We start from the raw sequence: 24,982 nt of genomic DNA, 5'->3' as shown, positions 1-24,982 counted from the left end.
AATGAATTTTTTGTTGCACGTGGCCCCACCCCTTTGACCTTGGCGGGGTAGTTACCCACAATGCGCTCATTCTGGTATATACCAAAAGGAGCGAAGTCATGACCCATATTCCTGCGGCCCCCGCCGCCGTCGATTACCTGCTGCTGACCCCGGGCCCCCTCTCGACCACCGCCACTGTGCGCGCCGCCATGCTGCAAGACAGCTGCACCTGGGATGCGGACTACAACCTCGGCGTGGTGGAGCCCATCCGCCGCGAGCTGGTGCGGCTGGCCACTGGCCCGGAATATGAAAGCGACTACAGCGCCGTGTTGCTGCAGGGGAGCGGCAGCTATGTGGTGGAGAGCGTGCTGGGCTCGGCGATCGGTGCCGACGAGTGTCTGCTCATCATCAACAACGGCGCTTACGGCGCTCGCATGGGTGAGATGGCCCGCTGTCTTGGCCTGCGCCACCACGAGCTAGACTGCGGCGAGACGACCCGCCCCGAGCCTGCCGCCATCAAGGCCATGCTGGCGCGCCACCCCGAGATCACTCACTTGGCCATGGTGCACTGCGAGACCACCACTGGCATGCTCAACCCCCTTGAAGAGGTGGCTGAGCTCTGCCAGCGCCGCGGCATTCGCCTCATCGTCGATGCCATGAGCAGCTTTGGCGGCATCCCCATCGACATGGGGCGCCTTGGCATCGAGTTTCTCATCAGCTCTGCCAACAAGTGCATTCAGGGGGTGCCGGGCTTTGGCTTCGTCATCGCCCGTCGCGCCGCGCTGACGGCCTGCGCCGGTCGCGCTCGCTCTGTCTCCCTCGACCTGCACGCCCAGTGGCAGACCATGGAGCAGCAGGGGGGAAAGTGGCGCTTTACCTCACCCACCCATACGGTGCTCGCCTTTGCCCAGGCCCTGCGCGAGCTGGATGAAGAGGGGGGCATTGCCGCCCGCCATCAGCGCTACAGCGAGAACCAGCGCATTCTGGTGGCGGGGATGGCCGAACTCGGCTTTGCACCGCTACTGCCCGAGCAGTGGCAATCCCCCATCATCACCGCCTTCTACTCCCCGGCTCACCCGGACTACCGCTTCGCCGACTTCTATCAGCGGCTCAAGGGGCAGGGCTTTGTCATCTATCCGGGCAAGGTCTCCCAGGCCGATTGCTTCCGTATCGGCAATATCGGCGACGTGACCCCTGGGCGGGTGCGCGAGCTGCTCGCGGCCATGGCCAGCGCCTGCTACTGGCAAGGGGAAGCGTGATGATGATGCGCAATGCTCTTCACGGCAGCGGCCGGGCCGACAGCGAAGGGGACATCAATCTGGGGGAGGGACGCGTGCGCTGGTGGGCAGATCAGAGCGAGGCGGTGCAGGCGGGATTGGCGGAAGATAGCCGCTACTTCCTCCATCAGGCCCTCTCCAGCCCCTGCCTCGATCTGCTTGAGGGGGCGCAGGGGAGTTGGCTGACCAGCGTATCGGGCAAACAGTACCTCGATTTTCACGGCAACAGCGTTCATCAACTGGGCCACGGCCACCCCAACGTCGTGGCCGCGGTGCAGCAGCAACTCGCCGATCTGCCGTTCGCCCCCCGCCGCTACACCCATCAGGTCGCCATCGACTGCGCCCGCACTTTGGCCGAGCTGGCTCCCAGGGATCTCAACCGGGTGCTGTTCGCCCCCGGCGGCAGCGAGGTGGTGGGTATTGCCCTGAAGCTCGCCCGCTTTATTACTGGTAACAGCAAGGTGGTGTCCCTGTGGGATGCCTTTCACGGCGCCTCCCTCGATGCCATCTCGGTCGGCGGCGAGGCCTGCTTTCGCGCGGGCATGGGCCCGCTGATGGCCGGGGTGGAGCGCATCCCGCCCCCTACCCGTTATCGCGGCGTCTGGTATCGCGGGGAAGGGGATGACCTGCACTACGCCGATTATCTCGAGTACGTCATCGAGAAGGAGGGGGGCATTGGCGCCTTTATCGCCGAGCCCATCCGCAACACCGATGTGCAGGTGCCTTCAAAAGCCTACTGGCAGCGGGTGCGGGAGATCTGCGATCGTCACAAGGTGTTGCTGATTGCCGACGAGATCCCCAATGCCCTGGGTCGCACCGGCCACTGGTTCAGCTTCGAAGAGTTTGGCATCGAGCCAGACATCATCTGTCTGGGCAAGGGGCTGGGGGGCGGAGTGGTGCCGTTTGCCGCACTGATCACCCGCGACCGTTTCAATCAGGCCGCAGCTATTTCGCTGGGTCACTACACCCATGAGAAGAGCCCCATCGGCTGTGCGGCGGCCCTCGCCACCATAGCCACCATCCGTGAAGAGGGGCTGCTGGCCAAGGTGCAGGAGGATGGCCGCTTTATGGCGGCAGAACTCGCGGCGCTTGCCGAGCGCCACCCGTTGATCGGCCAGGTGCGCGGCATAGGTTTGCTCTGGGCGCTGGATCTGGTGGTCGATCACCAGAGTCGCACCCGCAATAGCCAGGCCGCCGAGCGGTTGCTCTACCGCTGCCTGGAACTCGGGCTCAGCTTCAAGGTCTCCCAGGGCAACGTCATCCAGCTCTCGCCCCCCCTTAATATCGCCCGCGCCGATCTGGTGCGCGCCATCACCATTCTCGATCGCGCCCTCGGCGAGATCGCCCTTTCACCGGAACAGGAAGATCACCATGACTGACTTGCAGATTGCCGTAGCCCCGAGCACAGACGTGGAGGCGCTGATCCTCGACTGGGCCGGCACCGTCGTCGATTTTGGCTCCTTCGCCCCCACCTCCATCTTCGTCGAGGCCTTCGCCCGCGCCTATGACTTCCCCGTGAGCCTGGAGGAAGCGCGCCAGCCCATGGGCCTTGGCAAGTGGGATCATATCGCCGCGCTGGGCCGTCTGCCCTCGGTGGATGCGCGCTGGCAGGCCCGCTTCGGCCACCCCATGAGCCATGCCGAGGTGGACCACATTTATCACACCTTTATGCCGCTGCAGATTGCCGCCGTGACCCGCTTCGCCGCCCCCATACCAGGTGTGCTGCCGGTGCTGGAGGCGCTGCGAGCACAAGGGATGCGGATCGGATCCTGCTCCGGTTACCCCCGACCGGTGATGGAGGCGCTGGTGCCGGCGGCAGCCGAGTACGGCTATAGCCCCGATCACTGGGTTGCCACCGACGATCTCAAGGCGGGCGGGCGCCCCGGCCCCTGGATGGCGCTGGCCAACCTGATTGAGCTGGGAGTGAGTGCAGTGCATCGTTGCATCAAGGTCGATGACGCCGTGCCCGGCATCAGCGAGGGGCTGAACGCCGGTATGTGGACCGTAGGTCTGTCGGTCTCCGGCAACGAGTTCGGTGCCACCTGGGAGGAATTCACCGCCATGAGCGAGGTGGAGATAGCCGCCAAGCGCGCACCGGCTGAGGCCAAGCTGCGGGGGGCGGGGGCTCACTACGTGATCGATACCCTGGCCGATATCGCCCCGGTTATCGCCGATATCAACCGCCGTCTGGCGGCAGGGGAGCGGCCCTGAACAAGGCGGTATGAGGGAAGGGGAGGCTTGGGTTGTCATCGGCCTTGCAAGCCGCTGAGGCCTGAAGCTGAAGAGCAGACATAAAAAAACCGGCGCCTGGGCGCCGGTTTTTGTTCACCGAGATTCTATTACAGAGAGGCGGTGAAGGTACGGGTGATGACGTCTTGCTGCTGCTCTTTGGTCAAAGAGTTGAAGCGAACGGCATAACCGGATACGCGGATGGTCAACTGCGGATATTTCTCCGGGTTTTCCATGGCGTCCAGCAGCATTTCACGGTTCATCACGTTGACGTTCAGGTGCTGACCACCTTCCAGGTTGGCTTCATGGTGGAAGTAACCATCCATCAGGCCGGCCAGGTTGGCTTTCTGGGCTTCCATGTCTTTGCCCAGGGCGTTCGGTACTATGGAGAAGGTATAGGAGATACCATCTTTGGCGTAAGCGAACGGCAGCTTGGCGACGGAAGTCAGGGACGCAACGGCACCCTTCTGATCACGACCGTGCATCGGGTTGGCACCCGGGCCGAACGGCGCACCGGAACGACGGCCATCCGGGGTGTTACCTGTCTTCTTGCCGTACACCACGTTGGAGGTGATGGTCAGCACGGACTGGGTAGCCACGGCACCACGGTAGGTATTCAGCTTCTGAATTTTCTTCATGAAGCGCTCGACCAGGTCACAGGCGATGTCATCGACGCGAGCGTCGTTGTTACCGAACTGCGGGTACTCGCCGTCGATTTCGAAGTCGATGGCAACGCCATCTTCGTCACGAACCGGCTTGACCTTGGCGTACTTGATGGCAGACAGGGAGTCAGCCGCCACGGACAGACCGGCGATGCCGCAAGCCATGGTGCGATAGACGTCACGGTCGTGCAGCGCCATCAGGGAGGCTTCGTAGCTGTACTTGTCGTGCATGTAGTGGATGATGTTCAGGGCGGCGACGTACTGCTTGGCCAGCCAGTCCATGAAGTGATCCAGCCTGTCCATCACGTCGTTGTAGTCGAGGTACTCGGACTTGACCATTTCGGTTTTCGGGCCGACCTGGATCTTGAGCTTTTCGTCCATGCCGCCGTTGATTGCATACAGCATGGTCTTGGCCAGGTTGGCACGGGCACCGAAGAACTGCATCTGTTTGCCGACGATCATCGGGGACACGCAGCAAGCGATGGCATAGTCATCGTTGTTGAAGTCCGGACGCATCAGATCGTCGTTCTCGTACTGAACGGAAGAGGTCTCGATGGATACCTTGGCGCAGTACTTCTTGAAACCGACCGGCAGCTTCTCGGACCAGAGTATGGTCAGGTTCGGCTCAGGGGACGGGCCCATGGTGTACAGGGTGTTCAGCATACGGAAGCTGTTCTTGGTGACCAGGGTACGGCCATCAACGCCCATACCGGCCAGGGTCTCGGTTGCCCACATGGGGTCGCCGGAGAACAGTGAATCGTATTCAGGAGTACGCAGGAAGCGAACCATGCGCAGCTTCATGACCATGTGGTCCATCAGCTCCTGGGCTTCTTGCTCGGTCAGCAGGCCTTTCTTCAGGTCACGCTCGATGTAGACGTCCAGGAAGCTGGAGGTACGACCGAAGGACATGGCGGCACCGTTCTGGGACTTGACTGCCGCCAGGTAGGCGAAGTAGGTCCACTGCACGGCTTCTTTGGCGGTCTTGGCCGGTACAGAGATGTCGCAGCCATATTTGGCGGCCATCACCTTCATCTGGGCCAGGGCACGGTGCTGCTCGGAGATCTCTTCGCGCAGACGGATGGTGGCTTCCAGGTTGACACCGTTTTCCAGATCAGCCTGCAGGGACTTGAACTGGGCCAGTTTGTCGGCCATCAGGAAGTCGATACCGTACAGGGCTACACGGCGGTAGTCACCTATGATGCGGCCACGGCCGTAGGCATCCGGCAGACCGGTGATGACGCCGGATTTACGGCAGTTCAGGATGTCCTTGGTGTAAACGTCGAACACGCCCTGGTTGTGAGTCTTGCGGTACTCGGTGAAGATCTTCTCGACCATGGGGTCAAGTTGACGACCGTAGACTTCGCAAGAGGTCTTGACCATCTTGATACCGCCGTTGGCGATGATGGCGCGCTTGAGCGGCTTGTCGGTCTGCAGACCGACGATCTGCTCCAGGCTCTGATCGATATATCCGGCATCGTGAGCGGTAATGGTGGAGGGCAGGTCGGTATCAAAATCGACCGGCGCGTGAGTGCGGTTCTCGATCTTGATCCCTTCCATGACCTTGTCCCACAGCTTGGTGGTAGCTTCGGTCGCGCCAGCCAGGAAGGACTCGTCACCTTCATACGGGGTGTAGTTCTTCTGGATGAAGTCACGGGTGTTGACAGAGGTCTGCCATTCACCGGCCGCGAAGCCTTCCCATGCTTTTTGGAACTGTTCGTTAAGTTCTGCCATTTTCATTACCTCTCAAGGTATTTATGTGTCTGCCGCCATCCTTAATGATGGCGACGGAAGATAAACCAGTAAGTCAGACCAACCATGACGCCGCCACCAATGATATTACCAAGGGTGACCGGAATGAGGTTGTTTAGGACGAAGTTGGATACGGTCAAGTCGGCGAACGATGCCGGGTCCTGGCCGATGGCCTGCCAGAATTCCGGGCCTGCTACCGCATGGATGGCGATGCCGACCGGGATCATAAACATGTTTGCGATGCTGTGCTCAAAGCCGGAGGCCACGAACATGGCGACGGGGAGCAGCATCACCATCACCTTGTCGGTGGCAGTGCGGGCGCCGAAGGCCATCCACACGGCGAGACACACCATGAGGTTGCAGAGGATGCCAAGGGCCAGGGCCTCGAAGAAGGTGTGATGGATCTTGTGCTGGGCCACTTTCATGGCATTCAGCCCCCACTGACCATCCGCCGCCGTGTATTCGGCCGACATGATGATGAGCGCGACTATGATGAGCCCGCCGATGAGGTTGCCAAAGTAGACCAGACCCCAGTTCTTGAACAGCTGAGCCCAGCTGATGCGGTTGGCGGCCTTGGCCACCAGGGTCAGGGTGGTGGAGGTGAACAACTCGGCACCGAGCAGTACGCACAGAATGAGACCGAGGGAGAAACAGAGACCGCCGACCAGCTTGGACATACCCCAGGCCATGCCGCTCGATCCCGTGGTGACGGTGATATAGAAGACGAATGCGATGGCGATGAAAGCACCTGCCGTGATGGCCAGAGGAATGACCTTGTGGGCGGGCTTGGTTGCCTTGGCATAGGTAATGTCTTCGGCCAGCGCGGCTATGGCTTCGGGCTTCAGACAATCAAAGGGAGATTCTGCTTTCAATTCTCAGTACCTGCATATTTTGCCTGTGGAAATCATAACAAAGGGGCTGATCCCCAAAATTGACTCCGATCAAGAATTACAGATTGTGAATGTAATTTTACTACAGGTTTTTTCTTCATCCGGAAGCTTGACTTTACACCAGGTTTCAGGTGAAACAGAAATGCGTCTGTTTTTAATTTCATGATTTTTAAGAATTTATATCTTTCTCATCAAAAAAAGCACCGGCAATGCACCTTTACGCCTCCCGAACATGATGAACCTCAAATTGACAACCCCCTAAGAGGTATTTTTTGTTATTAATTTCATCTTTGAGTGAGGGCCCGCCAAAGCGTAGCCCATAAAACAGAAGGGGCCATCAGGCCCCTTCGTCACACTAGCATATCAGTTCCACGTATGGATTCGTTTGGCTTTTTGCAGTTTCTCGTAGGCCGCGAGCAATTTCTGATGCAGCGGGAACTGGGAGAGGGACAGATCGGCCGCCTCCAGCCCGTGGAAACGCGCCTCGCCGCGGGCATGGGCCCAGGCCTCGGCCAGGGTCTCTTCCCCGAACATGCGGGCGAACACCGGGCGGTACTGCTCGGGGTCACGCTCTTCATCCAGGAACAGCTCGACGCAGGCGCGCAGGGCGCGGTAGTAGTTGGCGCGATCCGCCGGGAACACCGACTGGTTGAACTCCATGGTCCAGTCGATGAGATCCAGCGCGCTTTCCAGCTCACCGGCGGCCAGCGCCAGCATGGCTTTGAGCTCACCGACCCGCAGGGTGTGCAGGGCTGTGCCCTTGGCGGCGGCGATGCCGAGCAGCTCGCGCACCCGGGTGCGCTCGTCGTGACCCTCTTCATCCAGCTGATCAAAGAGTGCCATGTACTGCTCCGCGTCCCACTCCAGGGACGGCAGGGCCAGGATGATTTCTCGCAGGTGGGCGCCCATGGTGTTGTTGGCCAGCAGCAGATCTTCGACCGGATAGATGTCGGACATGCCCGGCACCAGGATGCGGCAGGCGTAGACGCCCAGGTGCTCGTAGTCGGCGATGTAGACCGGCTGCTCCAGCTCGTGGAAGATGCCGATCAGGTGATCGAACTCCTCCTGGGAGGTGCCGCGGAAGTCCCAGTCGGCAAACTCGAAGTCGGACTCCTGCTTGAACAGATCCCAGCTGATGAGGCCGGAGGAGTCGATGAAGTGGGTCTCCAGATTGTGGTGATCCGCCACCTGCTCGTTGTCGAATGACGGCGGCACGAAGACGTCCAGATCCTTGAGGCCACGGCCCTGCAGCAGCTCGGTGACGGTCCGCTCGAAGGCCACCTCGAAGCGCGGGTGGGCGCCGAAGGAGGCAAAGCAGGTGCCGTTGCTCGGGTTGAGCAGCACCACGCAGATGACCGGATAACGGCCACCCAGGGAGGCATCGAAGCTGTAGATGGGGAAGCCTTCGGCCTCCAGCGCATCGATGGAGGCCTTGATACCGGGGTAGCGGGCGATCACCTCGTTCGGGATCTCGGGCAGGCTGATGGCTTCGGCGATGATCTTGTTCTTCACGTGGCGCTCGAACACCTCGGACAAGCCCTGGGTGCGGGCCTCGGTCCTGGTGTTGCCGGCGCTCATGCCGTTGGAGACATAGAGGTTGCCGATGATGTTCATCGGGATATAGACGGTCTGATGATCGGACTGACGCTCGAACGGCAGCGCGACTATGCCGCGCTCTTCGTTGCCGGATTGCAGATCCACCAGCATGTCGGCAGTCACTTCGCCATCCGGGTTGTAGAACTTGCGGGTGAAGCTGTCGAGCAGACCGGCAGGCAGTTGGTCACCCTGGATGGGGAACCACTTCTCGTTCGGGTAGTGGACGAAGTCGCCGTTCGCTACCTGCTCGCCCAGATAGAAGTCGGCGAAGAAGTAGTTGGTGGAGAGACGCTCGAAATACTCCCCCAGGGCCGACGCCAGGGCCGCCTTCTTGCTGGCTCCCTTGCCGTTGGTGAAGCAGAGGGCGCACTCTTTGTCCCGGATGTGCACGGACCAGACGTTGGGCACTGGGTTGAGCCAGGATGCCTCTTCGATATCAAACCCCAGGGCCTGCAACTTGGTCTGGAACCGCTCGATGGAGTCTTCCAGCGCCGCGTCCTTGCCGGGAATAAAAGTGTGGTCGGTCATCACAATATCCTGATTTTTAATGGCTCATGTTCGGTCGCAGATAATAGCATGAGTGGCGGGAAAAGCGGCCAGGACAATCCCCTTCCAAGTGCGGGTCAAGTTGCCGTCGGTGGCCGGCATAGTTTGGGTTATTAGCTCTCCTGAACAACATTAAGAAAAAGTAGATTTTTTTATGCCATGCCGCCGTCCATCATGGGGCCGACTTGTTTCTTCGTGGTGACAAGCATCACGCGCTAGCCCTCTGGGCATGGGTCACCTGGCCTCGTCTGCCGTTATCGCCTTCGCCACGATTCACCCATTGGGAGTTGCTATGCCATTCATGACACCACAGATTGATGCCAGGGTGACCAGCCTGGCCCCGGGATTCCGGGCCCTGAGCATCCAGGTCGACGGGGCCACCATGGTCGATCGCAACGTCGGCGCACAGGCGCTGGCGCGGGCCTGCCAATACGTTGCGGCGGGCGGTGCGCCCTGGGCACAGGATCATCTGTCCGCCTGGGGGGAGGTATTCAAACGCTTCGGTGCCAAGCCCCAGCGGACCCCCTGCTCGGCCCAGGCGCTGCTCAAGCGGGTGCAACGGGAGGGCAGCCTGCCCTGCATCGATCCTGTCGTCGATCTCTACAACGCCATCAGCATCGAATACGCCATCCCCGTCGGTGGGGAGGATCTCACCGCTTATGAGGGGTCGCCCCGGCTGATCATTGCCGATGGCACCGAGTTGTTTGACACCATGAAGGAGGGGGCCCCTGCCCACGAGACCCCCGAACCTGGCGAGGTGGTCTGGTGTGATGACAGAGGCGTGACCTGTCGCCGCTGGAATTGGCGTCAGGGGACCAGAACCCGGCTCAGCGCCGAGTCCGGGCAGATGTGGTTCATCCTGGAAAGCTTGCCTGAAATGCCGCTGGCGGCGCTGCAGGAGGCCGGTGATCGGCTGATCGAGGGGTTAAGGCAGATGATGCCGGGCGCCCGGATTGAGAGTGTGCTGATAGGAAGCCCAGACGGGGCATGAGGAAAACATAATGGCCACCCTGGGTGGCCATTTTTAATACGCGCTGCTGGGGCGCCGCTGGGCTGCGCTTCCATCTCGTTATCAGCCGATAAACTTGAGTCCCAGAATACCGCCGATGATCAGCAGCAGGCAGAGCACCCGGGCCAGGGTGGCTGGCTCGTTAAACAGCCAGATCCCCATCAACACTGTGCCGACCGCGCCTATGCCGGTCCAGACCGCGTAGGCTGTGCCAAGGGGCAGTTGTTTGACCGCCATGGCGAGCAACAGCACGCTCACCCCCATGGCAGCTAGGGTCAGCAGGGTGGGGAGGGGACGGCTGAAACCGTCGGTGTACTTGAGGCCGATGGCCCAGGCGACCTCGAACAGGCCGGCCAGTAGCAGGAGTAACCAGGGCATATGAATATTCCACGCGGGGCAGGGTCGTCCCTGCGAGTCAAGAAGACCTTGGGGTCGTCCCCAGGGGGCAGTGGTTGCCAGTCGGACATCATGATGCCTGACCGATGGGGAGTCCGCCAAGCGCGGTAGCCCGGAACCCATGGTTATTGCGGCAAATGACACAGATTATTGCGCAATTCGACTTGCGCCCGTCGCCACAATCCGTAATGTGGACAGACGCATTAATTACACATCATGCTTGTGGCCAATTTGTGAACGGACCCGTGTCCGGCAAGGGATCACGGCGTATGAGACTTCATTTTTACAGCAGCTATCCAGGGTAGGACATTATGAAAAAAGTTGGTTTGGTCGGTTGGCGTGGCATGGTGGGTTCGGTACTGATGAGCCGGATGCAGGAAGAGAAGGATTTTGCCCGCATTCAACCCACCTTCTTCACCACCTCCCAGGCCGGTGAGGCCGCCCCCAATTTCGGCGTCGATGCCGGCACCTTGCAGGACGCCTTCGATATCGAGGCGCTGGCCGCACAGGAGATCATCATCACGGCTCAGGGTGGCGACTACACCAAGGATGTCTATCCCCGTCTGCTGGCCTCCGGCTGGCAGGGTTACTGGATTGATGCCGCCTCCTCCCTGCGCATGGAGAAGGACGCCGTCATCATCCTGGATCCGGTCAACGGCGACGTGATCGACGAGGCGCTGGACAAGGGGATCAAGACCTTCGTCGGCGGTAACTGTACCGTCAGCTTGATGCTGCTGGCCCTGGGTGGCCTGTTCAAGGCCGATCTGGTGGAGTGGGTGAGTGTAGCCACCTATCAGGCCGCATCGGGCGGTGGTGCACGCCACATGCGCGAGCTGGTCACCCAGATGGGGCTGCTGCGTGACGAAGTGGCGGTGGAGCTGGCGGATCCCGCCTCCGCCATCCTAGACATCGAGCGCAAGATCACCGAGAAGACCCGCTCCGGCACCATGCCGGTGGACAATTTCGGCGTGCCGCTGGCCGGTGGCCTCATCCCCTGGATCGACACCAAACTCGACAACGGCCAGAGCCGCGAAGAGTGGAAGGGTCAGGCCGAGACCAACAAGATCCTGGGGATCGAAGATACCGCCATTCCGGTGGATGGTCTCTGCGTGCGGATCGGTGCCCTGCGCTGCCACAGTCAGGCCTTCACCATCAAGCTGAAGAAAGACGTGCCGCTCCCCGAGATCGAGGCCCTGCTGGCCGCCCACAACGACTGGGTCAAGGTGATCCCGAACGATCGCGACATCACAGCCCGCGAGCTGACCCCGGCCGCCGTCACCGGTACCCTCAGCATCCCGGTAGGCCGTCTGCGCAAGCTCAACATGGGCCCGGAATACCTGGCGGCCTTCACCGTGGGTGACCAACTGCTGTGGGGCGCCGCCGAGCCGCTGCGCCGCATGCTCAACATCCTGCTGGCGCGCTGACAGGGGATAGCTCGCAAGAGCACACAATAAGGAAGGCCTGGCCTTTCTTATTGTGCCGGCACATCGAGCGACATAAAAAAACGGCATCCTTGCGGGATGCCGTTTTTTAATTGATCCAGTTTGACTCTTACATGTTCTGTGCTTCGTTTGGCACGATGACAGAGGCGTGATTTCCTTTCGGCCCCTGCTGCAGTTCAAAGTTGACTGCCTGACCCGCTTTGAGGGTCTTGTAACCTTCCATTTGAATCGTGGAGTAGTGAGCGAAGATGTCTTCACCACCGCCTTCCGGACAGATAAACCCAAATCCTTTTGCGTTGTTGAACCACTTGACTGTTCCGGTTGCCATACATCTACATCCTTTTATTGATTACCCTGAAGTCGTTGAGTAACCTGCGCCAGCCTTATATAACTAGAGCATCACCCCGTAGCAGACGGGCGCCGATTAGCAAGTAACCAATCTAGTCCAACTTTTAAGCGAGTCAAGAAGTTGTTAACAACCGATGTGATCTGGTTAACAAGTCTATTGACAATCTTGAGCGAGACGGTAGTAATCTAGAGGTACCAAAGCGCAACTATGAGCAAGCAGAAAGAACTCTTTGCTAATGAAGAGATTGCAGAAGCAGAGAAAACGAAGCTGCAACCGCCACCCATGTACAAGGTCGTCTTGAACAACGATGACTACACACCGATGGAATTCGTGGTGGAGGTGCTGCAAAGGTTCTTTGGTATGGATCTGGAGAAGGCCACTCAGGTCATGCTGAGCGTGCATTATAGTGGTAAGGGAGTCTGCGGCACATTTACCGCCGAGATTGCCGAGACCAAAGTGGTCCAGGTCAACACCTATTCACGTAATAACGAACATCCACTGCTATGTACCATGGAAAAGGCTTGAATCTGATGACTTGATGGCGATAACGACACCGCATTGTTGCTGTACTGAGGGGAGGTGCCTATGTTGAACAAAGATCTAGAAAAGACGCTGAACGAGGCTTTCAAACTGGCCCGTGACGAGCGCCACGAATTCATGACCGTCGAGCACCTGTTGTTAGCCCTGCTGGATAACAGCTCAGCCCATGAGGCGCTGAGTTCGTGTGGTGCGGATGTGGAGCAGATGCGCAAGGAGATCCGCGCATTCATCAATCAAACGACCCCGCTCATCCCCCGCGATGACGAAGACAGAGAAACCCAACCGACCCTTGGCTTCCAGCGCGTGCTGCAACGTGCCGTGTTCCATGTCCAGTCGTCGGGCAATACCGAGGTGAGCGGCGCTAATGTGCTGGTCGCCATCTTCAGCGAGCAAGAGTCCCAGGCCGCCTATTTCCTGAAAAAAGCCGAAATAAGCCGCCTGGATGTGGTGAACTTCCTCTCCCACGGGGTGCGCAAAGACAGCAAGCCCGAGAGTGGCGGCAACAATGCCGAGTCCGATGATGAGGTCTCGTCAGCCCAGATCGAGAGCTTCGCCACCAATCTCAACCAACTGGTGCTGGAGGGGCGCATCGACCCGCTGATCGGTCGCGATCAGGAGCTGAGTCGCACCATCCAGGTGCTCTGCCGTCGTCGCAAGAACAATCCCTTGCTGGTGGGGGAGGCTGGCGTGGGCAAGACCGCCATCGCCGAGGGGCTCGCCTATCGTATCGTCAAGGGTGACGTGCCCGAGGTGATAGCTAACAGCACTATATATTCCCTGGACATGGGCTCCCTGCTGGCAGGCACCAAGTACCGCGGTGACTTCGAGAAGCGTCTCAAAGTGCTGCTCAAGCAGATCGAACGCCAGGAAGGGGCCATCCTCTTCATCGACGAGATCCACACCATCATTGGGGCGGGTGCAGCCTCCGGCGGTCAGCTGGATGCGGCCAACCTCATCAAGCCACTGCTCTCCAATGGCTTGCTGCGCTGTGTGGGATCCACCACTTATCAGGAATATTCCCAGATCTTCGAAAAAGATCGGGCTCTGGCGCGCCGTTTCCAGAAGATCGACATCGTCGAGCCGAGCATAGACGACACAACCCGTATCCTGATGGGGCTCAAGAGCCGCTATGAGGCGCACCATGGCGTGCGTTATACCGTCAAGGCCATCCGTGCCGCGGTCGAGCTCTCCGCCAAGTACATCAACGACCGCCACCTGCCGGACAAGGCCATCGACGTGATCGACGAGGCGGGGGCGGGGCAGCGTTTGTTGCCGGTCAGCAAGCGTAAAAAAGTGATCAATGTGCCGGAGATCGAGGCCATAGTCGCGAAGATTGCCCGCATCCCGGAGAAATCAGTCTCCTCTTCCGACAAGGAGGTGCTGAAGAACCTGGAGCGCAACCTCAAGATGGTGGTGTTCGGCCAGGACAAGGCTATAACCGTATTGACCGATGCCATCCGGCTGTCACGCTCCGGCCTTGGCAACGAGCGTCGCCCTGTGGGCTGCTTCCTGTTTGCCGGCCCGACCGGGGTGGGCAAGACCGAAGTCACCCAGCAGCTCGGCAAGGCGCTCGGGGTCGAGGTGCTGCGCTTTGATATGTCCGAATACATGGAGCGCCATACCGTCTCCCGGTTGATTGGGGCACCTCCCGGCTATGTGGGCTTCGAGCAGGGCGGCTTGCTGACCGATTCTGTGCTCAAGCATCCCCATTCGGTGGTGCTGCTGGACGAGATAGAGAAGGCCCACCCGGATGTCTTCAACTTGCTGCTGCAAGTGATGGACAACGGCACCCTGACGGACAACAACGGGCGCAAGGCCGATTTTCGCAACGTGATCCTGGTGATGACCACCAACGCAGGGGTGCAGGAAACCCAGCGCAAGTCTATTGGCTTCCAGCAGCAGGACATGAGCCACGATGCCATGGCGGTGATCAACAAGACGTTCAGCCCGGAGTTCCGCAACCGGCTCGATCACACCATCTGGTTCAACCATCTGGACATGACGGTGATCCATCAGGTCGTCGACAAGTTCATCGTCGAACTGCAGGTACAGCTGGATGCCAAAGGGGTGTCACTGGAGGTATCTGAAGAGGCGCGCCACTGGTTGGCCGAGAAGGGGTATGATCGGGCAATGGGTGCAAGACCCATGGGACGGGTCATTCAGGAGCACCTCAAGAAGCCGTTGGCCAATGAGATCCTGTTCGGCTCACTGGTCGATGGCGGAGTGGTGAGAGTGGAGCTGGTGAATAACAGCCTCAGCTTTGACTTCCAGGTCAATGTTGAAGCTGTCTCTCACTAAATGTAATTGAGGCCAGAAACGACAAAAAACCCCAGCCGAGAGGCTGGGGTTTTTTGCTGAATTCCTGGCTTAGCGAGAGCGGAAAACAATACGTCCCTTGGAGAGATCGTACGGAGTCAGAGCCACCGTTACTTTGTCCCCAGTCAGGATACGGATGTAGTTTTTGCGCATCTTGCCGGAAATATGAGCGATAACCACGTGACCATTTTCCAGTTCCACACGGAACATGGTATTGGGCAAGGTTTCGAGAATGGTACCCTGCATCTCAATACTGTCTTCTTTAGCCATTGAATCCTCTTGATAAGCCACAACAAAAAACCGCTGGATCATGCCGGATTTAAGGCTATGTGTAAAGTTTACTCGGGCTTGGTGTCGATATTTTTCCATTCTCCCTGCACCAGCAGCTCGTGGGGCAGGTATTGGCGTTTGTAATTCATCTTGCGACAGGCCTCCACCAGATAGCCCAGATACAGCCAGCTGCGGCCCGTGCGCCTGGCTAGTTCCAACTGGCTCAGAATGGCAAAGGTGCCCAGAGAGCGGTCGGCATAGTCAGGATCGAAGAAGGTATACATGGCGCTCATGGAGTGGGGTAGCAGGTCCGTGGTGGCCACCCCGATGAGGCGTCCCTCCTTGCGTATCTCCATGTAGAGCGGTGGCATCCAGTCGCAGTGCAGGAATCCCTTGTACTGGGTCCGACTCGGCGGGTACATGCTGCCATCGTGGTGGCGCTCGCGGATGTAGCGCTCATAGAGCTGGTAATACTCGGGTTTGTCGTCGTAACTCAGCACCAGCTCGAGATCCCGGTTCAGCTGACGCACGCGTTTCTGACTGCGGTTCGGCACGAAACGCTCGCTGTGGATGCGCAGGGACTGGCAGGCACTGCAGGCCGGGCAATGGGGGCGATAGATGTCGTTGCCACTGCGCCTGAATCCTGCCGTCAGCAGTCGCTCATAACCGGCCGCATTAAGCAGCTCATGATCCATCAGTACCAGCAACTGCTCCTGCTCATGGCCGAGGTAGCTGCACGGGTGTCTAGGGGTCAGGCCTACCTTGAGGATCACTTCTTCTGTCATAGGCTGATTCTCCTCTGCTGCCAGCAACCGTCCTGCAGTGGTTGCCTGGTCAGGCGCGCCAATGTGGTCAGAAACCGGCTTCTTGGCCACTCCTGGACCCCCAGGGTGGCCAGGAAGTCGTTCTGCATCTGGCAATCGATGAGGGCACCCCCATGGCGTGAAAAGTGACGACAGAGCGCCACCATGGCCAGTTTGGCGCCGTTATCGATGCGGCTGAACATGGATTCGCCGCAGAAGAGGCGGCCAAGGGAGAGGCCGTAGAGCCCCGCCTGCAACTCCCCGTCCTGCCAGATCTCGACGGAGTGGGCATGGCCCAGGCGGTGCAACTGCCGATAGGCGTCGATCATGGGGACGCTTATCCAGGTGCCGCTGGCGCTGCGACGGGGGGCGGCGCAGGCCGCTATCACCTCATCGAAGGCACTGTCGACGGTAATGTCAAAGGTGGTGCGGCGCAGATACTTCTGCAGGCTGCGCCCTATGTGCAGCTCATCGGGCACTATCACCCCCCTGGGATCCGGCGACCACCACAGCAGTGGCTGGTGTGGCTCATTCCACGGAAAGATCCCGCTGTGATAAGCTGCCAGCAATCGAGCAGGAGAGAGATCTCCCCCGATCGCCAGCAGGCCATTGGGCTCTTCCAGCGCATGGCTGGGGGAGGGAAACCAGCACAGCTCATCATCCAGTTCGGTGAGATAGCGAGACATAAGACAGAGGTTCACAGATGAAGGCCATTATCCTGATAGTATCCAGCTTGCTGGGCTTTGTCACGGCGCCCGCCTGGGCCGCACCCTATGAGCGCAATACGGCGCGCCCCGTCGATCAGGTGGTGTTTGGCCAGGTGGATACGGTGCGCAACATCACCCAACGCCAGGTGCTGGAATCCGAGCATACCGGCTGGAAAACCCTGGGGGGCGCCGTGCTGGGGGGGCTGCTCGGCAACCAGTTTGGCGGCGGTCATGGGCGGGAGATAGCCACCGCCGTGGGGGCATTGGCGGGGGCGGCCGCGGTGCAGCACTACCAGTCAGGGGGCAGCGTGGTGGAGAACAAGCTGGTGGAGCTGCTAATCCGCAACGAGCAAGACGGGCTTATCAACGTGATCCAGGATTACGATCCGGCCATGGTGTTTGCGAGGGGGGACAAGGTGCGCATCCTCTATTTCAGCGATGGGGTGCGGGTCGACAAGACCTATTGAGGAAACCCGTGAACGGGCAGGGAGCCATGAGGAGGGGGAATAACCCGGCGGCCGCAAGGGGCGCCGGGCGGTACTACACGAAGCGTCTCACTCGAGACGTGCTCAGGCGTCCTGGGAGACTATCTTGTCACGACCCGTGTTCTTTGCCTGATACAGCTGGCGATCTGCCTCGCAGAGCGCCTCGTCCATGGAGAGCCGCCCGACGTTGATGACGCCAAAACTGGCGCGCACGAACAGCGGCACTTCCCGTGACAGCGGCTGCTGACGCAGCTGTTGGCGCAGCCCTTCCAGCCGCTTGAGCAGCACGGGAACCGGGCAATGGGGCACCATCAGGGCAAACTCCTCCCCACCGAAGCGGGCTATCATGGCATCCGGGAAGAACTGGGAGAGCAACCGGGTCAGGTGGCAGAGCAGCTCATCGCCGATGGCATGGCCCCAGTGATCGTTGACCTGCTTGAAATGATCCACATCGAGCACGCACAGGGCGAGCTGCGCCTGCTGACGCTGATGCTCCTCGAACAACTTCTGCCCCTCGTTGAACCAGTAACGCCGGTTGTAGAGCCCGGTCAGGTAGTCGCGATTGGCGGATTCCTGGATGCTGTTGAACTGCTCAAGGGCCTCCAGATTGTGGCTGACTCGGCACTGCAGCTCCTCGGGCTCGAACGGCTGGTTGAGAAAATCGTTCGCCCCTTGCTTGAGGTAGCGGGCAGAGAGGCCGTGCTTGTCCGACACCGAGATGCCGATGATGGCGAGCTGCTGCTTGCTGTAGCGCTCCCGCAGCATCCGCACCAGGCTGATGCCGTCTATCTCCGGCATGTAGTAATCCACCAGCATCAGGCGAATGGCCGGGTGCTGCTCGAGCAGGGCCAGGGCATCCCGGGCGCAGGTTGCCTCGTGCACCAGCAGCAGTTGCTTGCGCAGCTGGGCGGCGGTGCGATGACGAGAAGTGAGCGAATCATCGACCACCAGCACCTCTATGGCCTGGTTGAGGTAGAGGCGGTGCACCAGGCTGACGGCGTATTGCAGGGAGTGGCGTGAATCCTTCATCACGTAATCCAGCACCCCGGCCTCCAGCCAGGCTTCCCGTTTCTCCTCGCTGATGTCGGCGGTGAGGATCACCACGGGCAACCCTCGCGCCAGCAACACGTTGACGGCTTCTCCGCTCGGGGCATCCGGCAGGGTGAGATCCACCAGGGCGACCACGTACTCTTCTCCCTGGCAGTCGCGGGCGCCCTCCAGGGTATCGAACGCATCTATCTCCAGCCCGGTTTGCTGCGCAATGGCCTGGGTCAACATGCGGCGCACCGTCAGGCTGTCTTCCACAATCAATATTTTCCGTTTCATCCGGCTCCTTAAAAGAAAAGGGCATGCCACTTGGCATGCCCTTTATATCCTTGTGCTTATTGTGCGTCCAGATATCGCTCGGCATCCAGGGCCGCCATGCAGCCGGTACCGGCTGAGGTGATCGCCTGACGGTAAACGTGGTCGGCCACGTCGCCGGCGGCAAACACGCCCGGGATGCTGGTCTGGGTCGCGAAGCCTTCCAGGCCGCCACGGACCTTGAGGTAGCCGTTTTCCATTGCCAGCTGGCCTTCGAAGATCTGGGTGTTGGGCTGGTGACCTATGGCGATGAAGACCCCCATCAGCGGCAGCTCGGAGGTAACGTCGTCCCGGGTGCTGCGCAGGCGCACGCCGGTCACGCCCATGTTGTCACCCAGCACCTCGTCCAGGGTCTGGTGGGTGTGCAGCACTATGTTGCCGCTCTCGACCTTGTCATTGAGGCGCTTGATCAGGATCTTCTCGGCGCGGAACTCGTCGCGGCGGTGGATCAGGTGCACCTTCTTGGCGATGTTGGCCAGATAGAGCGCCTCTTCCACGGCAGTGTTGCCGCCGCCGACCACGGCCACTTCCTGGTTGCGATAGAAGAAACCGTCACAGGTGGCACAGGCGGAGACGCCGCGGCCCTTGAAGGCCTCCTCGGAGGGTAGCCCCAAGTACTTGGCGGAGGCGCCGGTGGCGATGATGAGCGCGTCGCAAGTGTATTCACCGTTGTCACCCTTGAGACGGAAGGGGCGCTGGGTCAGCTCCACTTCATTGATGTGATCAAAGAGGATGCGGGTATCGAATTTTTCCGCATGCTCTTTCATGCGCTCCATCAGGGCCGGGCCGGTCAGCCCTTCCGCATCACCTGGCCAGTTTTCCACCTCTGTGGTGGTGGTCAGCTGACCACCTTGCTGCATGCCGGTGATGAGCAGGGGATTGAGGTTGGCGCGGGCGGCGTAGACGGCGGCGGTGTAACCCGCCGGGCCTGACCCCAGGATCAGCAGTTTGCTATGAATGACTTGGCTCATGATGTGATTTCCGAGACGTGATGAGTTTGCGCGATTGTAGGTAATTCGTGATCCGGGGTCAAAGGCCAGGGCATCGATTGTGGCAATCGCCAAAGAGGGGGAGGGGGGCCGGATTGCGCCATAAAAAAACCGCCCATCGCGGGCGGATTTTCACTCATCGACACACCCTTGCGGGGGCGGGATCAGTTCAGCAGGGTCAGGGGATCCGTGTAGGCCAGGTTGTGCGCCACGGCGACCTCCTTGCAGGTGATCTTGCCCGCCATCACGTTCAGGCCGTGCAACAGGTGGGGATCGCTGAGCAGTGCACCGCGATAGCCCTGTTCCGCCAGCTTGATGATGAAGGGCAGGGTGGCGTTGTTGAGGGCCACTGTGGAGGTGCGGGCCACGGCGCCTGGCATGTTGGCCACGCAGTAGTGCACCACCTCGTCGACGATGAAGGTGGGATCCTCATGGGTGGTGGCGTGAGAGGTCTCGACGCAGCCGCCCTGATCGATGGCCACGTCCACGATGGCGGAGCCCGGCTTCATGCGTGCAATGTGGTCACGGCTGACAAGTTTTGGCGCAGTGGCGCCCGGCACCAGCACGCCGCCGATGACCAGATCCGCCGCCAGCAGGTGGCGCTCCAGGGTCTCGCGATTGGAGTAGACCACCTTGGCTGCTCCCTGGAACTCGCTGTCGAGACGGCGCAGGGTGTCGATGTTGTTGTCGAGTATGGTGACATCGGCACGCAGGCCGATGGCCATGCGGGCTGCGTTGGAACCCACCACGCCACCGCCGATGATCACCACCTTGGCCGGTTCGACCCCGGGCACGCCGCCGAGCAGCACGCCGCTACCCCCGCGGGACTTCTCCAGCGCCTGGGCGCCGGCCTGAATAGACATGCGTCCTGCCACTTCCGACATGGGTGCCAACAGGGGCAGACCGCCACGGCCGTCGGTGACTGTCTCGTAGGCGATGCAGACGGCGCCGCTGTCGACCAGCTCCCGGGTCTGGGCCAGGTCTGGCGCCAGGTGCAGGTAGGTAAAGAGGGTCTGGCCCGGACGCAGCATGGCGCGCTCGACCGCCTGGGGTTCCTTGACCTTGACGATCATCTCCGCCTTGGCGAAAACGTCTGCTGCGGAGGCCAGGATCTCGGCTCCGGCAGCCAGATAATCTGCGTCACTGAAGCCAATGCCATTTCCTGCGCCGCTTTGGACGAAAACGGTATGGTTTCGTGCTGTCAGTTCACGTACACTGGCCGGAACCATGCCTACGCGATATTCATGGTTTTTTATTTCCTTAGGTACACCGATAATCATGCTATCCCTCGTCTATCGATTGGTGGTTTATGTTGCCCAGATGTTAAGCAACATTTGCGCCTAGTATATTCAGGTATTGACAGGATTTGTGACCATTATTATAAAATGACTGGTGATTCTTACCAAAAAATAGCCAAAGGATGGAATTAAATGATGGAAGCTAAGAGTCGGCTAAAGGATTTGGACAGGATTGACCGCAACATTCTGAATGAACTGCAAAAGGATGGCAGGATTTCGAACGTTGAGTTGTCCAAACGAGTTGGCCTGAGTCCTACACCGTGTCTGGAACGGGTTCGTCGCCTCGAGCGTCAAGGCTATATCGAAGGATATGCCGCTATTCTGAACCCTCATTATCTGGATGCGTCTCTGCTGGTGTTCGTGGAAATTACCCTCAATCGTGGCGCCCCCGACGTGTTCGAACAGTTCAACAAGGCTGTTCAGGTGCTCGAAGAGATCCAGGAGTGCCATCTGGTGTCCGGTGATTTCGACTATCTGCTCAAGACCCGCGTCAGCGACATGTCGGCCTATCGCCGCCTGCTGGGGGAAACCCTGCTGCGTCTGCCCGGCGTCAATGACACCCGTACCTATGTGGTCATGGAAGAGGTCAAGCAGAGCAGCCGTCTGGTGATCAGCACCCGATAAGCGGGATTGTGCTGTGACTTGCAAGCACCACGACGAGTCACGATAGTCAGAAACGAGCGGCCGGTCCGCTCGTTTCTTCTTATTACTGTATTCATGGCCCCGCCCTCAGGCACTGGCTGACAATCGGTGGGCTTTTCAGGGATACTAGGCCCCCTATCCCCGCATTACATGTTTTCAGAAAGGAGCCGGAGTTTGGCCGATAAAAAGCTGTTTACTCCTTTGTCAGGTACGCAACGGATCTTCGAGGCCGTCTTGATCGCCATCACGCTGATGGCTGCCTATCTCTTGCTTGCCCTGTTGACCTACCATCCCGCCGATCCCGGTTGGTCCCAGACCTCCTGGCAGGGAGAGGTGAAGAACCTGGCGGGCAGCGCCGGTGCCTGGCTCGCCGACATCACCATGTTCACCTTCGGGGCCTTCTCCTATCTGGTGCCTCCCCTGGTGGTGCTGCTCGGCTGGAGCCTGTTCTGGCGCCCGAGCCGGCTGCTGGAGGTGGACTATCTCACCCTGTCGGTGCGCATCATCGGCTTCGTGCTGACGGTGCTCGGCATGTCGGCCATTGCCAGCATGAACTTCAATGACTTGCAGAATTTCTCAGCGGGCGGCCTGGTGGGGGACGTGATAGCGTCCGCCGTGGTGCCCCTGTTTGGCGGGGTCGGGGCCAACCTGATGCTGCTCTGCTTCGTGGCCACCGGCATCACCCTGTTCACCGGCTGGTCCTGGCTCACCATAGTCGAGCGGATCGGTGCCACCTGCACCGGCAGCGTCAGCGCCATCTACCATTTCCCGACGACCTTGGGTCGCTGGCTGACCGGCGGCTGGCGCCAGCCCCGTTTTGAGGGACCGGACCCCCTGCTGGAAGGGGGCGTGGGAGCCCTGGAGCTCGACGAGGAAGAGGACGAGCCCCATAGCAGCTGGACGCGCAACCCCAAGGCCAAGGGGAGCCAGAAGTCAAAATCTGACGAATGGCTGCCGGAGCTCGATGACGACACCTTCCAGTTCGATCCGCAATTCGATGATGAAGAGGACGAGCCGGCGCCCGTGGCCAGACCCAAGCGCGCCGCCGTTGCCAATGCCCGCCGTCAGCCGGCCCTGGCCGATAACGGGGATGACGAGCTCGATCTGCCCTGGGCGGAAGGGGAGGAGGCCGCTGCCGCCCCTGCGGTCGCCGCACCGGTCAAGCCCAAGCGTCGCCCCCAGCCCGCCATGGCGCCGCTGCCGAGCATAGATCTGCTGGACAGACCGCCCGCCAAGACCCAGATGATGAGCAAGGACGAGCTGGACCGCATGGGCCGGCTGGTGGAGGCGAAACTCGCCGACTACAACGTGCAGGCCAAGGTGGTCGGCGTCTATCCGGGCCCCGTCATCACCCGCTTCGAGCTGGATCTGGCGCCGGGCATGAAGGCGAGCAAGATCACCAACCTGTCGCGGGATCTCGCCCGTTCGCTGTCCGCCAGCAGCGTGCGGGTGGTGGAGGTGATCCCGGGCAAGACCTTCGTCGGCATCGAGCTGCCCAACCGGGTACGCCAGACCGTCTACCTGCGCGAGACCCTGGACTGCGAGGCCTTCTCTGGCAGCCACAATCCTCTGACCATGGGGTTGGGGCAGGACATTGCGGGGGAACCCGTGGTGGTGAACCTCGCCAAGATGCCCCACCTGCTGGTGGCCGGTACCACGGGCTCGGGCAAGTCGGTGGGGGTGAACACCATGATCATCTCCATGCTCTACAAGTCATCCCCCGATGATCTGCGCTTCATCATGATCGACCCCAAGATGCTGGAACTCTCGGTCTACGAAGGTATCCCCATCTGCTGACCGAGGTGGTCACCGACATGAAGGACGCCGCCAACGCCCTGCGCTGGTGTGTAGGAGAGATGGAGCGTCGCTACAAGCTGATGTCCGCGGTCGGGGTGCGCAACCTTAAGGGTTACAACGACAAGGTGCTGGCCGCGGCCGCCGAGGGCGAGCCCCTGCGGGATCCCCTGTGGCGTCCGGGTGACTCCATGGATCAGATGCCGCCTGAGCTCGAGAAGCTGCCCCACATAGTCGTGGTGGTGGACGAGTTCGCCGACATGATGATGATCGTCGGCAAGAAGGTGGAAGAGCTCATCGCCCGTATCGCCCAGAAGGCGCGGGCCGCCGGTATTCACCTCATCCTCGCGACTCAGCGTCCGTCGGTGGATGTCATTACCGGCCTCATCAAGGCCAACATCCCGACCCGGATCTCCTTCCAGGTGTCGAGCAAGATCGACTCCCGTACCATCCTGGATCAGGGCGGCGCCGAATCCCTGCTCGGCATGGGGGACATGCTCTACATGCCGGCCGGTACCTCGAACCCGACCCGGGTCCACGGCGCCTTCGTCGATGACCACGAGGTGCACAAGGTGGTGGCGGACTGGAAACTGCGCGGCGAGCCGAACTACATCGAGGAGATCCTCTCCGGTGAGTCGGACGGCGAGGGCGGTGGCGGCGAGTACGGCGGCGGCGGTGACGAGGAGCTGGATCCCCTGTTCGACGAGGCGGTCGCCTTTGTGGTGGAATCCCGCCGTGGCTCGACCTCCAGCGTGCAGCGCAAGTTCAAGATTGGTTACAACCGGGCGGCCCGTCTCATCGAGCAGATGGAAAACCAGGGCATCGTCAGCTCTCCGGGGGGCAACGGCCAGCGCGATGTGCTGGCACCGCCTCCGGTGCGTGATTAAGCCTTCATATCATCCTGGCCATGTCTGCGGACATGGCCTTTTATCTGACCCTCTTCAACGGGAATCGCGATGAAAAAAGCATTATTGATGGGTTCTGTACTGTTGCTCGCCAGCAGCCAGGTGTGGGCCGATGCGGCCAGCGATCTCAAGCAGAAGCTGACGGGCGTCAGCCTGTTCTCGGCCAAGTTTGCCCAGACCGTCTATGACAGCAAGGGCAAGGAGCTGCAGAAGGCGAGCGGCTCCCTGCTGGTGCAGCGCCCGAACCGCTTCAACTGGCACACCACTGCCCCGGACGAGAGCCTGATAGTGGCGGACGGCAAGGATGTGTGGGTCTATGACCCCTTCGTCGAGCAGGTCACCGCCCTCAAGATGAAGGATGCGGTGCTCAACACCCCCTTCGTGCTGATCGCCGGCAACGATATCGGGCTCTGGAAGAACTACGACGTGACCCAGCAGGGGGACGTCTACACAGTCACCAGCCGCAACAAGGATGAGCTTATTGCCTCCTTTCGCATCACCTTCGACCGTCAGAACAACATCAGCCGGTTCGATGTGAAAGAGGCCCAGGGGCAGTGGAGCGAATTCGTCTTGAGCAGCTTCAACCGCAAGCCGGTGCTCAAGGGCAACGAGTTCGTGTTCAAGATACCCAAGGGGGTCGCACTGGACGATCAGCGCTGATGAGCCCTCTCTCTTCGGATCTCCGGTCGGGCCGTCATCCGCTGACGGCCCCTCGGGGGCTCTCAACCAAGATGAGCAAGCGCTCTT

General features: G+C 60.3%; 21 protein-coding genes and 1 pseudogene. 11 read left to right on the top strand and 11 right to left on the bottom strand.

The window, feature by feature from the left end:
* Positions 1 to 98 precede the first annotated feature (98 nt).
* The 3 genes from phnW to phnX are packed head-to-tail and all read left to right on the top strand — an operon-like array spanning position 99 to position 3,467.
* Positions 99 to 1,238, top strand: a complete 1,140-nt coding sequence (phnW, locus tag ACF2JD_RS00320; RefSeq protein ID WP_440986515.1) for a 2-aminoethylphosphonate--pyruvate transaminase — start codon at positions 99 to 101, stop codon at positions 1,236 to 1,238.
* Positions 1,238 to 2,635: an aspartate aminotransferase family protein gene (locus ACF2JD_RS00315; protein ID WP_440986514.1), complete on the top strand. Its 1,398-nt coding sequence runs from the start codon at positions 1,238 to 1,240 to the stop codon at positions 2,633 to 2,635. The genes phnW and ACF2JD_RS00315 overlap by 1 nt, the downstream gene beginning before the upstream one ends.
* Entirely contained in the window at positions 2,628 to 3,467 is an 840-nt protein-coding gene (gene phnX, locus ACF2JD_RS00310; protein WP_440986513.1) for a phosphonoacetaldehyde hydrolase, read from the top strand. Before ACF2JD_RS00315 ends, phnX begins: the two co-directional genes overlap by 8 nt.
* A 128-nt stretch (positions 3,468 to 3,595) precedes the next feature.
* Here phnX and pflB read toward each other — a convergent pair whose 3' ends face one another.
* The 3 genes from pflB to ycaO all read right to left on the bottom strand — a co-directional run bounded on the left by pflB (position 3,596) and on the right by ycaO (position 8,910).
* On the bottom strand, positions 3,596 to 5,878 hold the full coding sequence (pflB, locus tag ACF2JD_RS00305; RefSeq protein WP_025326749.1) for a formate C-acetyltransferase: 2,283 nt from the start codon (positions 5,876 to 5,878) through the stop codon (positions 3,596 to 3,598).
* A 41-nt stretch (positions 5,879 to 5,919) separates the two neighbouring features.
* Positions 5,920 to 6,768, bottom strand: coding sequence for a formate transporter FocA (gene focA / locus ACF2JD_RS00300; RefSeq protein WP_106886983.1), 849 nt, complete (start codon positions 6,766 to 6,768; stop codon positions 5,920 to 5,922).
* A gap of 381 nt (positions 6,769 to 7,149) precedes the next feature.
* Positions 7,150 to 8,910: a 30S ribosomal protein S12 methylthiotransferase accessory factor YcaO gene (gene ycaO / locus ACF2JD_RS00295; RefSeq protein ID WP_429183042.1), complete on the bottom strand. Its 1,761-nt coding sequence runs from the start codon at positions 8,908 to 8,910 to the stop codon at positions 7,150 to 7,152.
* A 310-nt stretch (positions 8,911 to 9,220) separates the two neighbouring features.
* Here ycaO and ACF2JD_RS00290 point away from each other — a divergent pair, with 310 nt between their 5' ends.
* On the top strand, positions 9,221 to 9,919 hold the full coding sequence (locus ACF2JD_RS00290) for a phenylalanine--tRNA ligase beta subunit-related protein (RefSeq protein WP_440986512.1): 699 nt from the start codon (positions 9,221 to 9,223) through the stop codon (positions 9,917 to 9,919).
* Between the two features lie 81 nt (positions 9,920 to 10,000).
* Here the strand turns inward: ACF2JD_RS00290 and sugE are convergent, their stop codons facing one another.
* Complete coding sequence (sugE, locus tag ACF2JD_RS00285; RefSeq protein ID WP_106886980.1) at positions 10,001 to 10,315, bottom strand: quaternary ammonium compound efflux SMR transporter SugE; 315 nt, start codon at positions 10,313 to 10,315, stop codon at positions 10,001 to 10,003.
* A gap of 329 nt (positions 10,316 to 10,644) precedes the next feature.
* On the opposite strand from sugE, the gene asd reads away from it, so the two are divergent.
* The gene (gene asd / locus ACF2JD_RS00280) at positions 10,645 to 11,757 is read left to right on the top strand and encodes an aspartate-semialdehyde dehydrogenase (RefSeq protein ID WP_440986511.1); all 1,113 of its coding nucleotides are present in this window, start codon (positions 10,645 to 10,647) and stop codon (positions 11,755 to 11,757) included.
* A 127-nt stretch (positions 11,758 to 11,884) separates the two neighbouring features.
* On the opposite strand, the gene cspD is transcribed toward asd, so the two are convergent.
* A complete protein-coding gene (gene cspD, locus ACF2JD_RS00275) occupies positions 11,885 to 12,103 on the bottom strand; it encodes a cold shock-like protein CspD (protein WP_005300025.1) in 219 nt (72 codons plus the stop codon).
* A 228-nt stretch (positions 12,104 to 12,331) separates the two neighbouring features.
* Between cspD and clpS the strand changes: the two genes are divergently transcribed.
* Together clpS and clpA are read left to right on the top strand one after the other, a co-directional pair.
* Positions 12,332 to 12,649, top strand: a complete 318-nt coding sequence (clpS, locus tag ACF2JD_RS00270) for an ATP-dependent Clp protease adapter ClpS (protein ID WP_005325410.1) — start codon at positions 12,332 to 12,334, stop codon at positions 12,647 to 12,649.
* Positions 12,650 to 12,709: 60 nt separating this feature from the next.
* Positions 12,710 to 14,962, top strand: a complete 2,253-nt coding sequence (clpA, locus tag ACF2JD_RS00265; protein ID WP_106886978.1) for an ATP-dependent Clp protease ATP-binding subunit ClpA — start codon at positions 12,710 to 12,712, stop codon at positions 14,960 to 14,962.
* A 69-nt stretch (positions 14,963 to 15,031) separates the two neighbouring features.
* Here clpA and infA read toward each other — a convergent pair whose 3' ends face one another.
* Genes infA through aat form a run of 3 tightly spaced genes read right to left on the bottom strand, consistent with a single transcriptional unit; the run spans position 15,032 to position 16,739 of the window.
* Positions 15,032 to 15,349 carry a translation initiation factor IF-1 gene (gene infA / locus ACF2JD_RS00260; protein WP_231557514.1) on the bottom strand — a complete coding sequence of 106 codons (318 nt, stop codon included), beginning with the start codon at positions 15,347 to 15,349 and terminating at the stop codon, positions 15,032 to 15,034.
* Complete coding sequence (locus ACF2JD_RS00255; RefSeq protein WP_139435447.1) at positions 15,319 to 16,035, bottom strand: arginyltransferase; 717 nt, start codon at positions 16,033 to 16,035, stop codon at positions 15,319 to 15,321. Before ACF2JD_RS00255 ends, infA begins: the two co-directional genes overlap by 31 nt.
* Positions 16,032 to 16,739 (bottom strand): leucyl/phenylalanyl-tRNA--protein transferase, encoded by a 708-nt coding sequence (aat, locus tag ACF2JD_RS00250; protein WP_440986510.1) that lies wholly within the window; start codon positions 16,737 to 16,739, stop codon positions 16,032 to 16,034. The genes ACF2JD_RS00255 and aat overlap by 4 nt, the downstream gene beginning before the upstream one ends.
* 17 nt (positions 16,740 to 16,756) lie before the next feature.
* Here aat and ACF2JD_RS00245 point away from each other — a divergent pair, with 17 nt between their 5' ends.
* On the top strand, positions 16,757 to 17,227 hold the full coding sequence (locus tag ACF2JD_RS00245) for an outer membrane lipoprotein (RefSeq protein ID WP_234568032.1): 471 nt from the start codon (positions 16,757 to 16,759) through the stop codon (positions 17,225 to 17,227).
* Between the two features lie 102 nt (positions 17,228 to 17,329).
* On the opposite strand, the gene ACF2JD_RS00240 is transcribed toward ACF2JD_RS00245, so the two are convergent.
* The 3 genes from ACF2JD_RS00240 to ald form a co-directional block, all read right to left on the bottom strand.
* Positions 17,330 to 18,571: a diguanylate cyclase gene (locus tag ACF2JD_RS00240; protein ID WP_440986509.1), complete on the bottom strand. Its 1,242-nt coding sequence runs from the start codon at positions 18,569 to 18,571 to the stop codon at positions 17,330 to 17,332.
* 56 nt (positions 18,572 to 18,627) lie between these two features.
* Positions 18,628 to 19,578, bottom strand: coding sequence for a thioredoxin-disulfide reductase (gene trxB, locus ACF2JD_RS00235; protein ID WP_440986508.1), 951 nt, complete (start codon positions 19,576 to 19,578; stop codon positions 18,628 to 18,630).
* 182 nt (positions 19,579 to 19,760) lie between these two features.
* Complete coding sequence (gene ald, locus ACF2JD_RS00230) at positions 19,761 to 20,876, bottom strand: alanine dehydrogenase (RefSeq protein ID WP_163149032.1); 1,116 nt, start codon at positions 20,874 to 20,876, stop codon at positions 19,761 to 19,763.
* 150 nt (positions 20,877 to 21,026) lie between these two features.
* On the opposite strand from ald, the gene lrp reads away from it, so the two are divergent.
* From lrp to lolA, 3 genes and pseudogenes are all read left to right on the top strand, one after another.
* Positions 21,027 to 21,518 (top strand): leucine-responsive transcriptional regulator Lrp, encoded by a 492-nt coding sequence (gene lrp, locus ACF2JD_RS00225; protein WP_005300047.1) that lies wholly within the window; start codon positions 21,027 to 21,029, stop codon positions 21,516 to 21,518.
* Positions 21,519 to 21,710: 192 nt separating this feature from the next.
* Positions 21,711 to 24,217, top strand: a pseudogene (locus ACF2JD_RS00220) (DNA translocase FtsK 4TM domain-containing protein).
* A gap of 69 nt (positions 24,218 to 24,286) precedes the next feature.
* Positions 24,287 to 24,895 (top strand): outer membrane lipoprotein chaperone LolA, encoded by a 609-nt coding sequence (gene lolA / locus ACF2JD_RS00215; protein ID WP_440986507.1) that lies wholly within the window; start codon positions 24,287 to 24,289, stop codon positions 24,893 to 24,895.
* The last annotated feature ends 87 nt before the right edge of the window (positions 24,896 to 24,982 follow it).

The organism is Aeromonas ichthyocola (assembly GCF_046087985.1).
Classification (GTDB): domain Bacteria; phylum Pseudomonadota; class Gammaproteobacteria; order Enterobacterales; family Aeromonadaceae; genus Aeromonas; species Aeromonas rivipollensis.
This window is presented reverse-complemented; position numbering and strand designations above follow the sequence as displayed.

Bases quoted from the DNA above. Each gene is read 5' to 3' on its own strand.
- phnW (WP_440986515.1), top strand. From the start codon at position 99: ATGACCCATATTCCTGCGGCCCCCGCCGCCGTCGATTACCTGCTGCTG.
- ACF2JD_RS00315 (WP_440986514.1), top strand. From the start codon at position 1,238: ATGATGATGCGCAATGCTCTTCACGGCAGCGGCCGGGCCGACAGCGAA.
- phnX (WP_440986513.1), top strand. From the start codon at position 2,628: ATGACTGACTTGCAGATTGCCGTAGCCCCGAGCACAGACGTGGAGGCG.
- pflB (WP_025326749.1), bottom strand. From the start codon at position 5,878: ATGGCAGAACTTAACGAACAGTTCCAAAAAGCATGGGAAGGCTTCGCG.
- ycaO (WP_429183042.1), bottom strand. From the start codon at position 8,910: ATGACCGACCACACTTTTATTCCCGGCAAGGACGCGGCGCTGGAAGAC.
- ACF2JD_RS00290 (WP_440986512.1), top strand. From the start codon at position 9,221: ATGCCATTCATGACACCACAGATTGATGCCAGGGTGACCAGCCTGGCC.
- sugE (WP_106886980.1), bottom strand. From the start codon at position 10,315: ATGCCCTGGTTACTCCTGCTACTGGCCGGCCTGTTCGAGGTCGCCTGG.
- asd (WP_440986511.1), top strand. From the start codon at position 10,645: ATGAAAAAAGTTGGTTTGGTCGGTTGGCGTGGCATGGTGGGTTCGGTA.
- cspD (WP_005300025.1), bottom strand. From the start codon at position 12,103: ATGGCAACCGGAACAGTCAAGTGGTTCAACAACGCAAAAGGATTTGGG.
- clpS (WP_005325410.1), top strand. From the start codon at position 12,332: ATGAGCAAGCAGAAAGAACTCTTTGCTAATGAAGAGATTGCAGAAGCA.
- clpA (WP_106886978.1), top strand. From the start codon at position 12,710: ATGTTGAACAAAGATCTAGAAAAGACGCTGAACGAGGCTTTCAAACTG.
- infA (WP_231557514.1), bottom strand. From the start codon at position 15,349: ATGGAAAAATATCGACACCAAGCCCGAGTAAACTTTACACATAGCCTT.
- ACF2JD_RS00255 (WP_139435447.1), bottom strand. From the start codon at position 16,035: ATGACAGAAGAAGTGATCCTCAAGGTAGGCCTGACCCCTAGACACCCG.
- aat (WP_440986510.1), bottom strand. From the start codon at position 16,739: ATGTCTCGCTATCTCACCGAACTGGATGATGAGCTGTGCTGGTTTCCC.
- ACF2JD_RS00245 (WP_234568032.1), top strand. From the start codon at position 16,757: ATGAAGGCCATTATCCTGATAGTATCCAGCTTGCTGGGCTTTGTCACG.
- ACF2JD_RS00240 (WP_440986509.1), bottom strand. From the start codon at position 18,571: ATGAAACGGAAAATATTGATTGTGGAAGACAGCCTGACGGTGCGCCGC.
- trxB (WP_440986508.1), bottom strand. From the start codon at position 19,578: ATGAGCCAAGTCATTCATAGCAAACTGCTGATCCTGGGGTCAGGCCCG.
- ald (WP_163149032.1), bottom strand. From the start codon at position 20,876: ATGATTATCGGTGTACCTAAGGAAATAAAAAACCATGAATATCGCGTA.
- lrp (WP_005300047.1), top strand. From the start codon at position 21,027: ATGATGGAAGCTAAGAGTCGGCTAAAGGATTTGGACAGGATTGACCGC.
- lolA (WP_440986507.1), top strand. From the start codon at position 24,287: ATGAAAAAAGCATTATTGATGGGTTCTGTACTGTTGCTCGCCAGCAGC.